Origin of the sequence: Streptomyces lavendofoliae (assembly GCF_014649735.1) — a bacterium.
Taxonomy (GTDB): Bacteria; Actinomycetota; Actinomycetes; order Streptomycetales; family Streptomycetaceae; genus Streptomyces; species Streptomyces lavendofoliae.
This window is the reverse complement of the sequence record NZ_BMTP01000020.1, coordinates 79,832-96,179: the sequence shown is the minus strand read 5'-3', so window position 1 is coordinate 96,179 and position 16,348 is coordinate 79,832. Positions and strand designations below refer to the sequence as shown.

Below are 16,348 nucleotides of genomic sequence, written 5' to 3'. Positions count from 1 at the left end.
CGCCGCTGACCACGGTCCAGCCGGCGACGTCCTTCTCGAAGCTGGCATCGGCGTAGGGGACGACGCTGCCCTCACGCAGCGGCGCGGCTGACATGATGACGGCGCCGTCGATCCGGACAACCTGACCGGCGGTGCCGGAGGTGATGCCTGCGGCCAGGCGGACGTAGGCGGCGTTCGACGGGGCGACACGGGAGACTTTCTGCCGGTAGTAGCCGGTGCCCGGCGCCGACAGGTTCGCCCGCTCGGTGGTGATCAGCGCCGACGCGGCGGTGTAGAAGCGGAGCTCCACCCACGTCGTCGACCCGGCGGTCGGCGGGTTGAGGTAGGCGTAGCCGATGTACTCCTGCCCGGGGGTGACCGGGGACAGGGCGGTCGTGCGGACCGAGGCGTCACCGCCCGCCGTCACCGTCATCGCCAGAACGTGTCCGCCGCCCCAGTACCAGTCCACCGCCCACGTCACCGGCGGAGTCTGGCGGGCGATGCTGCAGTTGGCGTCCACCTGCCAGGCCAAGATGGGCGCGTCCATGCCCTCCGCGTCCGCCGACAGCAGGTTGCCGGTCGTCCGCATCGGGGAGCCGAGATACACGTTCTCGAAGTTGTGCTGGACGCCGGCGCCCGCGGGGGTCACCGAGGAGACGACCACCTGGACTGTTGCTGCGGTCGCCGGGGCGTAGTCGGAGACGCTGATGCGGTGCCACGACGCCGACGCCGACGACGTGGTCACCGACCACGAGATGGAGATCTCGACATTGGCGGCGGTCAGCCAGCGCAGCCCGATCCGCTCCGGCACCGTCCCCCAGGCGTCCGCGAACGCCTGGTACTCCTGGCCGGCGACAACCGAGTACGACCAGACCGTGCGGGCCTGCATCTCGCCAGCGGCCGACGACGACAGCCGCAGCGTGCCGTCGCCGTTCCGCCCGCCAGTGCCCCTGCTGATGGTGCAGTTCAGCTTCGCCGTCCAGCCCGACAGGCTGGGATCCATCGACTCCGTCGTCGCGCTGAGCATGTTCCCGGGGATCGCCACTTAGACCCCCTTCCGGTTGGCTCGCATGGCGGTGACGGCGGGCTGGAGAGTGGCCGCGACCCGGCGGTCGGCTCGGGTGTCGACGTAGGCGGAGAACCGCTGCCCGTCCACGACGAACCAGACCTCGTCACCCGGCTGCAACCCACCAGGGGCTACGGCCTTTGAGGTCAGCGCGTTGGCCTGCTGGGTGGTGAACACCGGCTCCGGGCGGCCGGTGCCGTTGTAGGCCAAGTTCAGCCCGGGCTGCAGGAAACCCCCGCTGTCGTACTTGTCCGGCTGGAAGCCGTACCAAGTGGGGAACAGCTTGTCGTTGTAGCCGCGGGCCCGGGGGCCGACAACCACGCCGTCACCGCCCCTCGACTCGACCTTCGTCTTGCCGAGGGTTCCGGCCGTGTGGCCGACGCCGGCGTGGGTGATGCCGACCCGGAAAGCGGAGGCGCCGTTACGCACCCAGCCGGGCGGGGTGCCGCCGTTGAACGCGTGCGTCGACCAGCGACGGTGCGGCTTCTGCCCGCGGATCACGGACTCGATCGCCGACATGAAGCCCGAGCAGTCCCAGGAGGGGTTGCCGTTACCGCCCCACTGGTACGGGAGCCCGTTTTGGGTCTTGGCCCACTTCAGGGCGGCCTGAATCCGGGGGCCGCCGAGGATGTCGCCGGCGCCCCGCTTGTCGGCCTCCTTGCTGAACCCGAAGATCGAGTCGAGGATCTTCGTGGGGATCCGGCGGAGCATCCGGCCGAGGTTGGTGTCGGCTCCGGGGAAGGCCGCCAGAAGCGGGTTGACCACGTCGTTCAAGCCAGCGCGCGCCGAGCGCTCCATGGTGTCGCCGAGCCAGCTCGCGCCCTTCTTGACCCCGTTCCACACAGCGCTGCCCGCGCCTGCGGCCTTCTTCCCGATCCAGCCGAAGATCCCGCCGGAGGCGAAACGCTGCACTGGGGTGTCCGGGTCGCCGCCGAGCGACGGCGCCAGGGCCGCCTTGACCCCGCTGGCACCCCGCGTGGTGGCGATCTTGTTCATGGCGGACACGAACCGGGAGCCGACCGCGCGGGTGAACTCCGGCCGCATGATGGCCTCGCCGCCGGACAGCTCGAGGCCGCCGCCGGTGGGGCTGTAGAAGTGGTGGACGTCCTTGCCGGGGGTGTAGCCGGGAAGGACACCACCGGTGGCCCAGCCTTGGGTTTTCATCGGCTTGATCTCGGGGGCGCCGAACGCGGTGGCGACCAGGTTCCACGTCGGGACGATGCCCGCGTTGTAGATCTTGTCGATGACGAAGCGGACCGGCTTCTTGGCCAGGTCCTCGACCTTCTGCCAGGCCCGGCCGATGAAGTTCTTCGCGTCTTCGAACGACCGTCCGACAGCGGCGACGCCCTTCTGGATGCTCGAGAACGCCGGCTTGATCGCGTTGTCCCACAGCCAGGACGCCTTGTCGCCGATCCACGAGAAGACCGGGGACAGGACGGTGCGCCACAGCCAGGACGCCTTGTCGCCGAGCTCCTGGAATCCGAGCTTGAACAGGACGAACGCGGGCCGGGCCCACTTGTCCCACATGGAGCGGACCTTGTCGCCGATCCAGGTGAAGACCGGGGAGAAGACGTTGCGCCACAGCCACATCGCAACCGCGCCAATGAGGCGGAACGCCGGGCCGATGGCCTTGTCCCACAGCCACATCGCGATTGCCGCGAGGACCTTGATGGTGGCGATGATCGGCAGGAGGACGGCCACCACGACGACGGTCAGCAGGATGCGGGCCGCCGTCGAGATGAACCCGAACACCGGGCTGAGGATGTTCGTCCAGAGCCACGAGGCCCAGCGGCCGACGGTCTGCAGCGCCGTCCAGATGGCGGAGAACACTGGCTGCAGGACATTTCGCCAGGCCCACAGAGCCGCCGTCTGGATCGCGGCCCAGACGGCGTTGACGATGTCGCGGAACCAGCCCCAGTTCTTGTACGCGTAGACGACCGCCGCCACCAGGGCGACGATCAGCGTGATGATGCGCACCACCAGGTTGGCGTTCATCGCGAGGTTGAACGCGATCACCGCCAGGGTCCACAGCTTCGTGGCGACCCACACGGCGTACAGGAGCTGGATCAGCCACGGCAGGGACTGTGCGACCGACGCGATCCCGGCGAACAGCTGGGACAGCACCGTCAGCACGGGGCCCGAGAGCGGGGCCGACGCCTTCGCGATCTGGTAGAACGCGGCGGCGATGTTCCCGAGGAGTTCTGCGAGCAGGGGTGCCTGTTGCGAGGAGTACGCCAGGAACCGCTCGAAGGCCGGGGAGCCCTTGAGGCCGGTGCCCCAGGCCGCGAACCTGCTGGTGATCTCCTGCATCCGGGCGGAGATGGACTCCATGTGGGGCAGGAAGGCGTCGATGATGCCAGCCATGCCCTTGAAGATCCGACCGAAGGACACACCGAGGCCGACGATCGCCGGGTAGACGGACCCGGCGAGCTCGTCGCGGAACTGTCGCCACCACGGCGACCTGAAGCCCGCCGAGACACGGTCCTGCAGATGACTGATGGCCCGGGCCGCGGCCAGCACGAACGGAGTCAGCCCCGGCAGGGAGTTCTTCAGCCCGATGAGCGCCCGGGTGAAGATCGGCATCACGGCCGGCTGCAGAGCTTTGGCCCAGCCGGAGAATGCCGTGCGCAGCGACTGGAACGCGTCGTAGGTGCCGCGCGCTGCTGGGCTCAGCTTGGCGAGCTCCGCGCGGTACTTCGCTTGCGCCACCGCCGCCTGGTCGACACTGCCGGCCGCGGACAGCGACGCGGAGGCGATCTGCCGCTGCGCCGAGGCGATCGAGTCGGCGGCCGACTGCTGCGCAGCGACGAGCTGCTCCTGGGCGCGGGCGACCGACCGGGCCCCGTCCTCCTGAACACGGGCGACGTTGCGCTGCGACTCGGCGACCCGCTCCTGCGCGGCGGCGATGTCCTGCTGGGACTGCACCTGCTGGCGGGCCGCCTCGGCGCGGGCCTTGGCCAGCGTCTTCTGCTGGTCGGCCACCGCCTCGTCGGCGCGCCGCAGCCGCTCCACGGCGGACTGCACTGTCTGGGAGCCTTCGACGCCCGCCTTGTCCGCAGCGGCCTTCTCCGCGGTCAGGGACTTCGTCTCGCCCTGCTGCTCTTTGAGCCGCTGTACAGCTTGCTCGTAGGCGAGCTGGGCGCGCTGCTGCTCCAAGACCGTGGCCTTGGACCCCTTCGCGCGCAGCTCCCGCAGCCGTACCTCCGCCTCCTGCACGGACAGGGCGGCGTCCTTCTCATCCAGCCGGGCATTGGTGAGCCGGTCGCCCAGCTCCGCCAGCTCGAGGGCCGCCTCACGGCGCGCGCGGGTGAGGTCCTGCTGGGCCTGCCGCGCCGTGCGCTGCGCGTCGGCGAGGGAGTCCTCAGCGTCCGCGATCCGCTCGGCGGCCTGCCGCTGGCGCTCCGCCGCCTGCTCGACCGCGTTGGCCAGGGCCTGGCGGGCGGCGCGGACCTGCGAGGCGGCCTGCTGGTTGGCCTCGGCGGCCGAGCGGACCGCGTCCTCGACGCCCTGCTCGGCCTGGTCGATCTGCCGTGCGGCATTGCGGTGCGCGGTGGCCAGGGCCTGCTGGGCGCCGGCCAGCTGCAGGGCCCGGGAGGCCGACTGGGCCGCGGTCTGCGAGCCGCGGGCGCTCGCCGTGGTGGCCGCGTCCTGGGCCGCCTTCTGCGCCTTGAGCGCGTTGGCGATACCGACGAACGCGGGCACGGCAACCGCCCCGAGCGCGCCGATACCGGCGCCGGCAGCAACGCCGGCGGCGGCGATGGAGCCGATACCCGCGGCCAGGACCGGCACGGCCGGAATGGCGGCCAGGCCGGCGATGGCGATACCAAGCTGCATGACGGCGGACAGCGCGCCGGAGGTGTCGACCTTGACGTCAACCTCGGCGTCGTCGCCGTCGAGCCGGTCGACCATGGCCTGGATCGCGGCGAGCTGGGTGGCGGCAGCGGCGGTGTCGACCCGGACGGCGATGTTGGCATCGTCGGCGGACAGGCGCTCCAGCCGTGCCTGGATCTGCGCTATCTGGGCGACCGCGTCGGCGGTGGAGATGTCGATGCCGATGCGGGCGTCCTGTAGGGCCTGCATCTGTGAGCGGAGCTGGTAGATCTCACGCTGTGCGTCTGTGCTGTTGGCGTGCAGCCGGACCTCGGGCAGGTCCTGCAGTGCGGCGGCCAGCTGGGTACGCAGGGAGCGGGCGAAGGCCGAGCCGGTCTGCTGTCCTTGGCGGGCCGCGGCCGGGCGGGCGGACGCCCCGCCCTGGGAGATCCCGTCGCGGATGCTGTCCTGGATGGCGGTGCGGACGCGGGAGGCGATCTGCTGCCCGACCCGCTCGCCGACCTGGAGGCCGATGCCCGCGACGCGGGACTGCATCGCGTCGCCGAAGCTCGACCCGGCCGAGTTTCCGGCGTCCCGGCCGGCCCGGGCTGCGTCCGGGGTGAGCTCCGATCGCAGCCGGGCGTAGATGCCGCGAGTGTTGGGGACGATATCGACTTCGACAGACCCGACGGTGATGGCCACGGCGGAGGCCTCCCTCCGCGCGTCAGGCCGCGCCTCCGTTGATCAGTTCGAACAGCTTGTTCGCGGCCTGCTCCGACATCGCCTGCTGCTTCTTCGGCTTGGTCACCCCTGGCCGGGGCAGCGGGGCCGGCCGCTTCGGCTTGCGGCCCTTGCCGTCGGAGTTGGCGACGACGGTGATGTACTGCAAGTCACCGAGGCGGTCGTAGATGCCTGCGAGGATCTGCTCCTGCTTGGACCAGCGGTCCCTCTCCGGCTCACCGGACTCGGCCTGCTTCTCGAAGTCCTCCGCGGGCATCGCGTTGCGGAGCGCGGTCATGGTGTGGGACTCGGGCGGCAGGTGCTGGATGATGACCCGCAGGCGTCGCCACGTCATCTCGCCGCGGTAGACGTCGAGGAGGTCGAAGCCCCGCTCAAGGAGGTCGGCCTCTACCGCCTCGGGGTGCGCCTGGACGACCTGGCGGGTCCACGCGATTTCCCCAGGCTCTCACCGGACCGGCTGGCCGCCTCGGCGACGAACGCCTCGAACTCGTCGTTCGTGGGGTCGATCTCGAAATAGAGGTCGAGGTCCTCGGGGTGGATGACCTGCTCGGCGAAGAAGTCGAACTGGCCCTGGGCCAGTGCCTTCTGCCAGCTCTGCCGCCAGGCTCCGGGCGGCACGATGCGCAGGTCCTCGCCGGCGAGTTCGGCGGTGACGTAGTGGCCCTCGGCCTCGATCTCCTGGGCCTCGGCCGCGTCGGTCTCCTCGACCTCCTCCGGCTCCGGTTCCCGGGCGGCGGGTGCCAGCTCGCGCGGGCTGCGCGCGGGGCGGGTAGTGGTGGTGCGGCGGGCGGTGGTGGCGCGGGGCTTTGCGGCCATGGCGCGGGCCTCCTGGTGGCAGTGGCATGAGCAGTAGAGGAAGTGGTCTGGCGTGGTCGGCCAGGCGCACAGGTCGTGCAGGTCGTCGCAGCACGGGCCGCTGATGGGTTCTCCGGGCATGCGGCGGCTCTCTTCGGCGCGGGCAGGGGGTGGAGGATGGGCGGGCCGGGCCCGCGCCAGCAGATGTGGCCCGCCCATCCAGCTCGGGGGCCGTCAGCTCAGCGGGTCGGCCGGCGTGACGGGGATCTTGTCGACGTGGTAGACGGTGTTGCCGGCGGCGTCCGGGTAGGTGGTGACGGTCCACTCGAAGCCCGACATCTCGTCCTGCTTGTAGGTGACGTCACCGCGGTCGTTGATCTCGCCCTCGGGGACGTAGAAGCCGCGGTAGTTGTCGCCGTCGACGACGAGGAACCAGAACGCGCGCCGGTCCGGCACGGGGCTGGCGGTCTCGGCGAACTTCGTCAGGCCGTCGCCGTCCGGTTCGAAGTCCGCCTCGTCGATGCGGTACTGCAGCGACATGACCGACCGGCGGGACGTTTCCCACACCGTCAGGCCGAACGTGCGCACGGACTGGGTGATCTGCGTGCGGAAGGGGGAGGTCAGACCCCACGGGGTGAAGGTCTGCGACTCCTCGTCCCAGCCGTTGGTCAGGCCGTCCTCGGAGATGGCGCCGAGCGCCTTCCAGGGGGCCGTCGGCTGGGTGAGCGGGGAGGCGAGGGCGGCGGTGCCGACCGGCGCCACCCACGCACCGCCGTTCGCGCCGACCATGGTGAGGTCCGCAGCGCGGGTGATGTTGACCATCGTTGTCTCCAGACATGGATGAGGCCCGCGCTCGGGCGGGAACTGAGGGGCTGGCGCGGGCCCGCTGGCCGGTCAGGAGACCGGGTGGCTGTAGACCTGGTAGGTGGCGCCGACGCGACGCAGGGCGGTGTTCTCGTACGGCCGGATCCCCGGGGCGGAGATGGTGCTGACCCGGCCGAAGACCGCCGTCGTCGTCCTGGTGCCGGGCAGGTCGGTGAGCATCCAGCCGCGGACCTGCGCGGCCAGGCTGATGGCCTGGGCGCGGGTGGCGGCGTAGACGTCAATGTCGACCAGCGCGCGGTCCAGGCGGAAGGTGTCGTCGTCGCCGGCGGGCAGCCGCTCCACCTGGATGGTGGGCAGCTCGTTGGCGAGGTTGTTGTCGAGCTCGTCGCGGACCACCACGCCGCTGCCGGCCTTGGACTGCAGGTAGGTGATGAGCTCCAGCTCGACATCGACGCTGCCGACGTCGGCGGCCATCAGCGGCCCCCGGACTGAGCGGCGCGCAGCAGCACGTGCTGCGCCCGGACCTTCTCGGTGCCGTACTCGACGTGCGCGCCGTAGGGGGCGGTGTTGCCGACCACGGCGACGGCGCGGTCGCGGCGGCGGCCGCCACGCCGGTTGGACCGCACGTAGAAGCTGGCCTTGTACAGGCCGCGGTGCGGGTCGCCCGGGCCGCCGACCGGGGCGATGGACTCGGCGGTCGACTTGATGACGTGCGCGCGGCGCACCATCTCGGCGAGGACCATGTCGCTGCGCAGCAGCTGCCCGACTCCGCGCTTGGACATCTTGAATCGGGCGGGCATCATGACCACCTCCACGACTGGTTGGGGGCGGGATGGACGTCAAGGGCGTGCAGGGCAGCGTCAGCTTCGATGGGGAATGGATCACCATCACGAAGAAGCTGGTGGGGCAGCCTGCGCAGGAGTTCCGGCTGCGGGCCGCGGACGTCACCGGGACTCGGCTGAAGGCGGCGAGCCGCCTGTTCCACGGCTACGTGCAGTTCGTGCTGCCGGGCAGCGCTCCGGCTGCGGAGGAGAAAGGGCTGATGGCCGGGGGCCGGCCGCCGCAGTCCGATCCGCATTCGCTGTCGATCCCGCACCGCAGCAATGCGGCGGCCGCCGCGCTGGTGGCGGCGGTCGAGCAGGCGCGCGGCTAGCCGTTGACCCGGTCGGCCGCGAACTGCACGGGCCCCGGGGTGCCGGTGATGACGTGCCGGCCCCAGTCGCCGGGCTCGCCGGTGACCTCGAAGGTGATGCCCTGGTAGCGGTGACCGGAGGTGACCTGGATGCGGTCGGTGGTGCGGATGACGGTGCCGGGCGGCGCGTAGACGGTGATGCCGACGATGACGGTGTCGCGGCCCTGCTGCTGCTCGCCGCCCACCTGGGGCGCCGACTCGCGCGGGGTGACGACACAGCCGGAGACGTCGAATGACTGGTCCGGGCCGGGCAGCGGCTGGCCGCGTGGGTCCCTGCCCGGCGAGGGTCCGGTGCGCAGCACGCGGACGGTGACGCCGAACGGGTAGGGGGAGGGCATGTCAGTGCCACCCCCAGCCCGGTTCCCAGTCCATGCCGGGCCCGTAGTCGTCGTCGATCGGGTATGACGGCGAGGGGTCGGCGGTGGCCGGGGTGGGGTCGACGGTGAACGCGCCGCCGCGGCCGGCCGCCGACTTCAGCGCGGTCTTGTCGGCCTTCGTCAGGTACAGGCCGCCGGAGCCCTGAGGGCGCTGGACGGACTGGGGGCCGATCGTCTCGTAGCTGATGGACTGGGGGTTGATGTAGGCGCGGGCGGCCGCCGAGAGGACGACGGGCTCCGCGCCTTCGGGCAGAGGCTTGACGACCGCCTGGCACAGCTTGACGGCGGTGGAGATGAGGAAGCCGGCGCGGGCCCCGTCGATCTCGTCGAGATTGAGGAACAGGCCGAGGTCCTCGGCTGTGGGGGTCTCGAACGCCATCGCCGTCTCCCTTCTCAGGCCAGGGCCTCCACGGCCTGGCACCAGGCTGCGAGCTCGGGGGCCGGGTCGAGTTCGGCGCTGCGGGCCTTGGCCCGCTTGGACGCGAGGCGGTACTCCGGGGCGGTCAGGAGCTTGCGCAGGACCGCTTCATAGCCATCGATATCGCTGCGGTCGACGAAGATCCCGGCTTCGCCGAGGGACTCGGTCAGGCCCGAGGTGGGGTGGGCGACGACGGGGATGCCGCTGGCAAGGGCCTCGATCCCGGCCCGGCCCCACGATTCGTAGGACGACGGCATCAGCAGTACGCGGGTACCGGCGTAGACCCGCTCCCGCATGTCCTGCCCGTCGACGTGCTCGACGACTTCGACGTTCGGCAGATCCGGCAGGATCTGCTGGCCGTACGCGCCGCGTACGGCCATGAACTCGACGTCGGGCATGCGGCGGGCGAGCTGCTCGAGGACCCTGCCGCCCTTCTCGGGATTGCAGTTCACCAGGGTGATCTTCTTGCCCGGCTTGGTGGCGTACTCCTCGGCGAACACCGGCGGCCGCACGATCAGCTCGGATGCGGGCCGGACGCCCTTGGGGTACTCGGCGTAGAACAGCTCCGCCTCGCGGGCCATCCACTCGCTGTTGTACACGGCGAGCGCGGTGCCGCCGGCGGCCATGTTCCGGAACGTCGCGATGTGCGTGTTGTGGCACACCACGATGACCGGCTTGCCGTAGCCGCGGGCCAGGGCCGTCGTGGAGGGCACGTTCTCCAGGTGGGAGATGAGGACGTGGGCCTTGCGGACGGCGGTGGCGAAGTCGAGGCGGGCCTCCAGCGGCACGACCTCGATTCCGCGGTAGGTGTAGGCGTCGCGGGCCTTGCCGTACCGCGAGAGCCATACCTGGATGTGGTGTCCACGCTCTGCCAGGGGCCGCAGCATGGAGATGAGCATGTGCTCGGCTCCGGCGTTGTGCTCCGGTGGCATGGCGTGGACACGGACCACGATCCTGAGCGGGGTGGCCGTCCCGCCCGGCGCGGAAGCCGGAACGGCCGCCGCCATCAGCTGGCCGACCCGGACGGCGTGCCGGTGAACTTGACGAACGCCTCGGCGTCGCCCTGCACGTAGCCGTAGAACGCCTCAGCCAGGATCAGCACCAGGTTCTCCTGGAACGCCGAGTGGACGCCGCCCTCCTCGTCCACGTAGGTGGCTTCCTTGGAGATGCGGACGGTGATGTCCATGCCCACGCCGTACGCGGCCTGGGACCAGTCGCCGCCGATCGCCCGCAGACCGGTGTCGGAGGAGGTGGACTGGCGGCGCTGCTTGCCCGACACGCTGCGCGAGTAGGCGAGCGGCTCGCCGATCAGCGTGCCGGCCGCGGCCTGCTGCATGCCCGGCTGGGTGGTGTCGACCAGGATCGGCCGGCCCGTGGTGTCCGTGGCGAGCAGGAGGGTGGGCTTGAGCCGGTGGTCGGCGACGGTGCCGGTGTAGTCCCAGTCCTGGTCGACGACCTGGCCCATGCCGTTGACGAAGTCGGCCCACACGCCGCCTTCGGCCTGGGCCGCGGTGCCGAGCGCGACCGAGTTGCTCGTCATGGCGAGGTAGTCGGAGAACGGGCCGGCCGCGCCCTTCATGGTCTTGCCGTGGATGGCCGCCATGTCGAAGGCCCGCGCGAACGCGGTCGGCAGGTCACGCTGGAGCTGCGTGAACAGGCCGCCCGCGTTGGTCATCGCGACCTCTTCCGCGACCGGGATGAGGACGGCGATCTTGCGGGGCTGCATCGTCTTGATGCCGACGGCGCCCGAGGAGAGGGGCTTGGCCTGGGCCGAGCCGACCCAGTCGGCCGTCGGCACGTCCATCGGGATCGGCACGCTGGTGTTGGCGTCGATCGCCAGCGGCGCGCGCTGCGCCAGGGACATGACGGCCGACCGCTCCACGGACTTCTCGAAGATCGGGCCGGTGATCGTGCGGGGCAGTAGCGCGTCGTTGACGTCACTGAGCTTGAGGGGGGCGGTGACCGCCATGATGGTGTCCTCTCCGCAGCTACTTGAGCTGCGTCTTCAGCCACCCCGAGAACTCGTCCTCCGGGGTGAGGGTCCTGGTCTGCTTGGCGCCGGACGCCTGAGTGCGGTCCGGTGCGGGGCGCCGCGGGCCCTCCTGGGGCTGGGTGCGTGCCCAGTGCGGCTTGCGCTCCAAGAGCGCGTCGAGGTCCGCCTTGATGGCCGCCTCGTCGATGTCGCCGTCGTCGTCGACGTAGGAGTCGAGGTCCAGAGCGCCGACCGCGTCGTCGGGGTCGGCGAAGGCGGTGGCGAGGACTTTCACCTGGCTGGTCACCAGGCGCTTGCGAGTCGCCTCGATCCGCTCGTTCGCAGCGCGCAGCTGGTCGGAGAGCCGTTCGGTCTCCGACTTCTGCGCGTCCTCGAGTTCCTTGGCCTTCCGTGCCAGGGGCTCGAGTTCCTTCAGGCGCTTGCGGAGGTTCTGCGCTTCGGAGTTCTTCTTGCGCAGCTCCGCCTCGAACTTCTTGCGGTCGAAACCGTCGTCCTCGGACGCCGTTTGCGCCTCCTGGGCGCCGTCGTCGGTGTCGGTTTCGGTACCGCTGTCGTCCTCGGCGGCCGCCGACGTGTCGACGGTCTCCTCGGCCTCGGGCTGCTCGGTGGTCTGGGTCTCGGTCTCTTCGGGCATGGCGATGCGGCCCTCCAGGGGCATGGGAAAGGGCCGCCACCAGGGCGGCCCGGGAAAGGGGGAAGGTCAGTGGGCGGCGGGCAGCGGGTACTGGTCGTGCTCGGCCAGCGCCCGGCGGAAGAGGCGGAGCTGGTCACCCGGATGGCCGGCCGCGAACTCGCGGTAGATGCGGTCCCACTCCGCCGCGTGCGCCGACAGCTCGAAGCGCTGGCCCCGGAAGACGGGGATGGGCTGGCAGCGGCACGAGTTGTGGAACTTGATGACGCTGTCGTCGCCGGTGAACCGCTCGTTCGCCTCACGGCCGGCCCGGTCGAGGTCCTTGAAGACGGCCCCCCGGCTGGACATGAGTTTGCAGAAGGAGCAGGCGCCGAGGGCGGCGGCCCTCGCATAGGCCACCGCGCCGGCGTCACGCTGGACGGCTTCACGGATCGTTTCCCGACCGGAGTTCAGCACCAGGCGCTCCATAGCGCCCTCGGCTTTGCTCTCGGCCTGCTCCAGCCGCACCTCGAGAGTCTGGAGCTGCGCGACGGTTGCCGTGGCGGCTTCGGGGTCGCGGGGCCACAAATCCTTGGTCGCCCAGCGCAGGGTCTGCTCGATCTGCTCGTCCGGCGGCGGGCCGGGCGCCGGCACGGTGAAGCGGCCCCTCACGCCCGCGGCCTCGCGCTGGGCTTCGTAGAAGTCAGCGGCGAGCGTCGCAGAGGCGGCGCTGTATTCGCCCACCAGGGCGCGGATCGCGTCGATCCACGCGGGGATCGACGCCTGCAGCCTGCTGGGGCGGATCAAGCGCCGCAGCGTGCGCATGTCGCGGACCAGGCCGCGCCCCACGCCCTGCTGCGCGCGCCGGAGCCGGGCCGCGCCGTCGTCGCTGTCAGAGACTGTCGAGGCCATCGTCTGCCTCCGTTCCCGGCTCGCTGTCGGCTGGGGTGTCGTTCATCCCCGCTAGGCGGTCCAGCAGCGCCACGCCGGCCGCGCGGCGCCGGTCGGCGCGGACTCGCTGCCGCTGCCCTTCGGTCAGGCCCGCCATCTCCAGGACCACGTCGCTGTCGGCGGGGAGGATCTTCGCCTGCACGAGCTTGACCGCGGCGTCGGTCTGGGCGGCGATCGTCGGGGTGGCGGGGTTGCGCCACACCGTTTCGATCCGGCGGGCCTTGTCCGGCGGTTCCCCGTCGCGGACCCACAGCGCCAGGCGCATGGCCTGCTGCCACGTGGCGCCGAACCGGCGGATACGCCGCTCGGACTTCTTCACGAGCTTCGCCTCGGTCGAGCGGATGGCGTCCGCGGAGGCGGGGTTGTCGGTGGTGTAGCCGAGCATGTGCGGCGGCAGCCCGAACTGGGTCGCCATGATCCGCGCATACAAATCGATGATCTTCGTCTGGCCGGACGGGTCATGGGCCGGGAAGGTACCCACGGTCGGGACCTGGCCGTCTTCGTCCCGCTCGAGCGCCAGGACCCGGCCGATGTACGTCTCCCACGCGGACTTGGTGTTGCCCTCGGCGTCCTGGAACGCCGACTCCGACGCGCCGAGGATGTAGCGGGCCGGGGCCCCGAAAAACTCCGCCGCGACCTCGATGCCCATCAGCCGGCGGCACGCCGCGTCGGTGATGGACATGACCTCCGGGGTGATCTCCGACTTCCCCACGCGGTCGGCGGCCCGCTGACGGTTCGCCATCCGCAGCACCGGCACGATCCCCAGGCCGTGCATGTCCCGGTCGACGACCTCCCAGCCGCCGGACTCTGTCGGCATCGCCTGGATCGTCTGGTCGGGCAGGTACAGCACGATCATCCGGTCCTCGGGCCCGGACTCCATCAGGCTGTCCGGCTGGCACTCCCGCAGCGCCGCCGTGCCCAGCCGCAGCCGGGCATCCCACAGCAGGGTCATGTCCAGCGGCGACTCGATCGACATCAGCGGCGGCGCGCCATCGGTGCCGTCGTCGCCGGAGCCGACCGTGAGGTAGCTGCGGCCGTACGCCAGGGCATCCAGGTGCGCCAGCGTCGACTCGTCGAACAGGTCGTTCGCTTCGGCGATCTCCTCCAGGTCCGTCGACCGGCGGCCGTCCGCCCAGCGGAACGCCTCCAGGTCGAGGCGCTCCTCCAGCGACTCCACGCCGATCCTCGGCCAGCCGATGACCGTGTGGAGGCTCTTGAGCTGGGGCGGGATGCTGATGCCGAGGTCGCGGACCAGCTGCTCGCCGTTGAAGTAGGCGTCCAGCAGCAGCAGCCGCCACCGGTCCTGCAGCATGTCCGCGCGCAGCACGCTGATCAGCGCGAGCTCGTCTTCCGATAGCGTCACCAGCGGCAGCTCGGGGATGGAGAGGGTCACCGCAGCACCACCACCCGTCCTCTACCGCGGCCCTTGGGCCGGCTCGCGTGCTTCGGGCTGTTCAGGACCAGGCGGCGCAGCATCCGGGCGCCGATCATGCAGACGGCGAGGTCGATCTTCCGGGCGCTCTCGCGGTGCTCCTTGCCGATCGTGACGCCCCACCGGTTGGTGCGGCGCCGCGCGTTGATGACGTGGGAGCGCATGGTGCGGTTGCCGTCGTGGAGCAGGGTCCGCTCCAGGACATCCTTGTGGGTGCGTTTGACGGCGTCCGTGAACTGCTCCTGGTTCTGGTTGTTGCGCATGTCCCAGCGGACCGCGTGCTGCTTCGGCCCGGCCGTGACGGCGCGCATGAGGAGCTTCTTGCCGTAGGTCTGGCCCCACCGGTCGAGGTAGGCGTCCCAGTACAGTTCGCCGTCGTCGTCCTCGCCGGACCCGGGGTCGGCGAAGAATGCGAGGACGCGGTAGCGGGCGAAGGTGTTCTCGACGACGCCGTCGACGTCGTCCCGCGGAACCGACCAGGGCACGTAGCCAGGGCTGCTCGGCGAGGGCCAGTTCGCCGGCTTCTGCCACACCCCGAGCGTCACGACCAGCCCGTCGGACATACGGCACGCCGCCAGGCCGGTGGCGTCGTCGGACTTCGAGCCGTCGAAGAACACGACGATCTCGTCGCCGTCCGCCAGCGCGAGGTCCTCCCGCTTGCAGGCGTCCCACTCGTAGCGGGCCATCCAGGAGTCCTCCGCAGCGACGACCCGGTTGTACCAGAACCGCTGGGAGCGGCTCGGCGGGTTCCGCACGTCGAGGATGGACTTCATAATGCGGGAGATGTTCAGCCACACCGAGTCGCCGCGGACCGCTTCGAGGACCTTGGGGATCCACTCCTTGGTCAGCTTGGCCTCGGGCGGCGCCTCCAGGGAGTCGTAGAGGATGCCCGGGTCCTCGGTCCGGCCGGCCTCGAAGGCTTCGTAGGCGTCGCGGGTCTGCTCCGCGACGCTGTCCTCGCCCGGTTCGAAGGCGTTGGTGATGGCGAAGGTGCGTGCCGCGCCGTCGGCGGACTTGGTGGCGTTCCGTTCGATCGTGGCGGCCATCTCGTGGCCCTGGTTGGCCTCGATCCAGTGGTGCGTCTCGTTGAGGAGGGTGAAGGTGGTGCGGCCGCCCTCGAGCGCGCGGGGCGAGGAGGTGACCGCCTCGATGCGGGCCGTGCCCTTGTGGGCGTAGACGATCTCCTTGCCGACGTCGATGCCGTACTCGGCCACGGCGGCCGGGGTGAACAGCGACTGGAAGAGGATCATCGTGTTGCGGGTCTGGTCCTTGCTGACCGCCGCGACCTGCACCCACGGCGCCGGGTGCGGCACCCCGATCGGCTGCCCCTCCGGGACGCCGTCCTCGTCGTCGGGACCGGCTACCTGCCCAGACCAGCGGGACGGGCCGACGAACTCGACCGCGCACAGCGTCGAGCCGAACGGGTCCTTGCCCCAGCCCTTCAGCCGCTGCAGCACCGCGTCCCGGTACAGGAACTCGCCCGTGTCCGGGTCGATCGCGTACCACCACAAGACCAGGCGGACCTGCTCGTTGGTGTACCGCCACGGCCTGCCCCGGGCGAGCTGCAGGTACTTCGACGTCCACACCAGGACGTGCCAGCCGAGCGTGAAGGCGGGACGGACGAACAGGCCGTCTTCCCCGCGGGTCCACGTCGGGCCGATGACGTACGGCTCGACCTTGTCCGGGACCTCCTCAACCGTCCCCTGGTCAGCCACCGAAGGCGGAGCGGTAGTCATCGAGCGCCGTCACCTTCGCCGGGGCGTCGCGCTGGGTCTTCTTCCGCTCCAGCTCGACCCGCGCCCGGCGCCGGTCGCCCTCGGTCGTCAGCAGACTGCCCATGACGCTGTTGAGCGCGGCGATCAGCTGGCCGTTCGGGGCCCGTTCGCTGTCCAGCGCGCGGGACATCAGCTCAGCGGCATACCGGGCTGTGGCCCAGTCGGACGGCTGGTAGAACACGGCCTGGCCCGACTCCCGCAGCGACAGGTACCAGTCGCTGGCGATCGGATGCCAGGTGGATTCCGGCTCGGGCAGGTCCGGCACCTCGATGGCGGCGTTGGCCGGGACCTTGGTGATCGATTCCTTCTCTTCCTTGGACCGGTGCCCCATTCGTTCCTCGGAGCGCTTACCGATCGGGCCTCGAGCACCCATGACGACCTCCC

General features: G+C 70.8%; 16 protein-coding genes and 1 pseudogene. 1 reads left to right on the top strand and 16 read right to left on the bottom strand.

Translation table 11 applies throughout. From position 1 onward, the window contains the following. The 7 genes and pseudogenes from IE109_RS29350 to IE109_RS29315 all read right to left on the bottom strand — a co-directional run. A pseudogene (locus IE109_RS29350) lies at window positions 1–1,024 on the bottom strand (hypothetical protein); the annotation flags it as partial. Then, complete coding sequence (locus IE109_RS29345) at window positions 1,025–5,557, bottom strand: hypothetical protein (RefSeq protein ID WP_229891691.1); 4,533 nt, start codon at window positions 5,555–5,557, stop codon at window positions 1,025–1,027. Window positions 5,558–5,579: 22 nt separating this feature from the next. Next, the gene (locus tag IE109_RS29335) at window positions 5,580–5,930 is read right to left on the bottom strand and encodes a hypothetical protein (protein ID WP_189554397.1); all 351 of its coding nucleotides are present in this window, start codon (window positions 5,928–5,930) and stop codon (window positions 5,580–5,582) included. A gap of 53 nt (window positions 5,931–5,983) precedes the next feature. Further along, complete coding sequence (locus IE109_RS29330) at window positions 5,984–6,532, bottom strand: hypothetical protein (protein ID WP_189554396.1); 549 nt, start codon at window positions 6,530–6,532, stop codon at window positions 5,984–5,986. A gap of 93 nt (window positions 6,533–6,625) precedes the next feature. Further along, window positions 6,626–7,213, bottom strand: a complete 588-nt coding sequence (locus IE109_RS29325) for a phage tail tube protein (RefSeq protein ID WP_189554395.1) — start codon at window positions 7,211–7,213, stop codon at window positions 6,626–6,628. A gap of 72 nt (window positions 7,214–7,285) precedes the next feature. Next, a complete protein-coding gene (locus tag IE109_RS29320; protein ID WP_189554394.1) occupies window positions 7,286–7,690 on the bottom strand; it encodes a phage tail termination protein in 405 nt (134 codons plus the stop codon). Continuing rightward, a complete protein-coding gene (locus IE109_RS29315; protein ID WP_189554393.1) occupies window positions 7,690–8,016 on the bottom strand; it encodes an HK97-gp10 family putative phage morphogenesis protein in 327 nt (108 codons plus the stop codon). Before IE109_RS29315 ends, IE109_RS29320 begins: the two co-directional genes overlap by 1 nt. Before the next feature lie 32 nt (window positions 8,017–8,048). On the opposite strand from IE109_RS29315, the gene IE109_RS29310 reads away from it, so the two are divergent. After that, window positions 8,049–8,369: a DUF4429 domain-containing protein gene (locus tag IE109_RS29310; RefSeq protein WP_189554392.1), complete on the top strand. Its 321-nt coding sequence runs from the start codon at window positions 8,049–8,051 to the stop codon at window positions 8,367–8,369. Here the strand turns inward: IE109_RS29310 and IE109_RS29305 are convergent. From IE109_RS29305 to IE109_RS29265, 9 genes are all read right to left on the bottom strand, one after another. After that, on the bottom strand, window positions 8,366–8,746 hold the full coding sequence (locus IE109_RS29305; protein ID WP_189554391.1) for a hypothetical protein: 381 nt from the start codon (window positions 8,744–8,746) through the stop codon (window positions 8,366–8,368). The genes IE109_RS29310 and IE109_RS29305 overlap by 4 nt on opposite strands. Window position 8,747: 1 nt before the next feature. Next, a complete protein-coding gene (locus IE109_RS29300; RefSeq protein WP_189554390.1) occupies window positions 8,748–9,164 on the bottom strand; it encodes a hypothetical protein in 417 nt (138 codons plus the stop codon). A 14-nt stretch (window positions 9,165–9,178) separates the two neighbouring features. Then, the gene (locus tag IE109_RS29295) at window positions 9,179–10,153 is read right to left on the bottom strand and encodes a glycosyltransferase family 4 protein (RefSeq protein WP_308431408.1); all 975 of its coding nucleotides are present in this window, start codon (window positions 10,151–10,153) and stop codon (window positions 9,179–9,181) included. Window positions 10,154–10,209: 56 nt separating this feature from the next. Further along, window positions 10,210–11,172 (bottom strand): phage major capsid protein, encoded by a 963-nt coding sequence (locus IE109_RS29290; RefSeq protein WP_189554388.1) that lies wholly within the window; start codon window positions 11,170–11,172, stop codon window positions 10,210–10,212. Between the two features lie 19 nt (window positions 11,173–11,191). Next, complete coding sequence (locus IE109_RS29285; protein ID WP_189554387.1) at window positions 11,192–11,830, bottom strand: hypothetical protein; 639 nt, start codon at window positions 11,828–11,830, stop codon at window positions 11,192–11,194. 66 nt (window positions 11,831–11,896) lie between these two features. Then, entirely contained in the window at window positions 11,897–12,718 is an 822-nt protein-coding gene (locus IE109_RS29280; RefSeq protein WP_189554386.1) for a VG15 protein, read from the bottom strand. Beyond that, window positions 12,699–14,150 carry a phage portal protein gene (locus IE109_RS29275; RefSeq protein WP_189554385.1) on the bottom strand — a complete coding sequence of 484 codons (1,452 nt, stop codon included), beginning with the start codon at window positions 14,148–14,150 and terminating at the stop codon, window positions 12,699–12,701. Before IE109_RS29275 ends, IE109_RS29280 begins: the two co-directional genes overlap by 20 nt. Further along, the gene (locus IE109_RS29270) at window positions 14,147–15,925 is read right to left on the bottom strand and encodes a terminase large subunit domain-containing protein (RefSeq protein WP_189554384.1); all 1,779 of its coding nucleotides are present in this window, start codon (window positions 15,923–15,925) and stop codon (window positions 14,147–14,149) included. The genes IE109_RS29275 and IE109_RS29270 overlap by 4 nt, the downstream gene beginning before the upstream one ends. Then, the gene (locus IE109_RS29265) at window positions 15,897–16,337 is read right to left on the bottom strand and encodes a phage terminase small subunit (protein ID WP_189554383.1); all 441 of its coding nucleotides are present in this window, start codon (window positions 16,335–16,337) and stop codon (window positions 15,897–15,899) included. Before IE109_RS29265 ends, IE109_RS29270 begins: the two co-directional genes overlap by 29 nt. Between the last annotated feature and the right edge of the window lie 11 nt (window positions 16,338–16,348).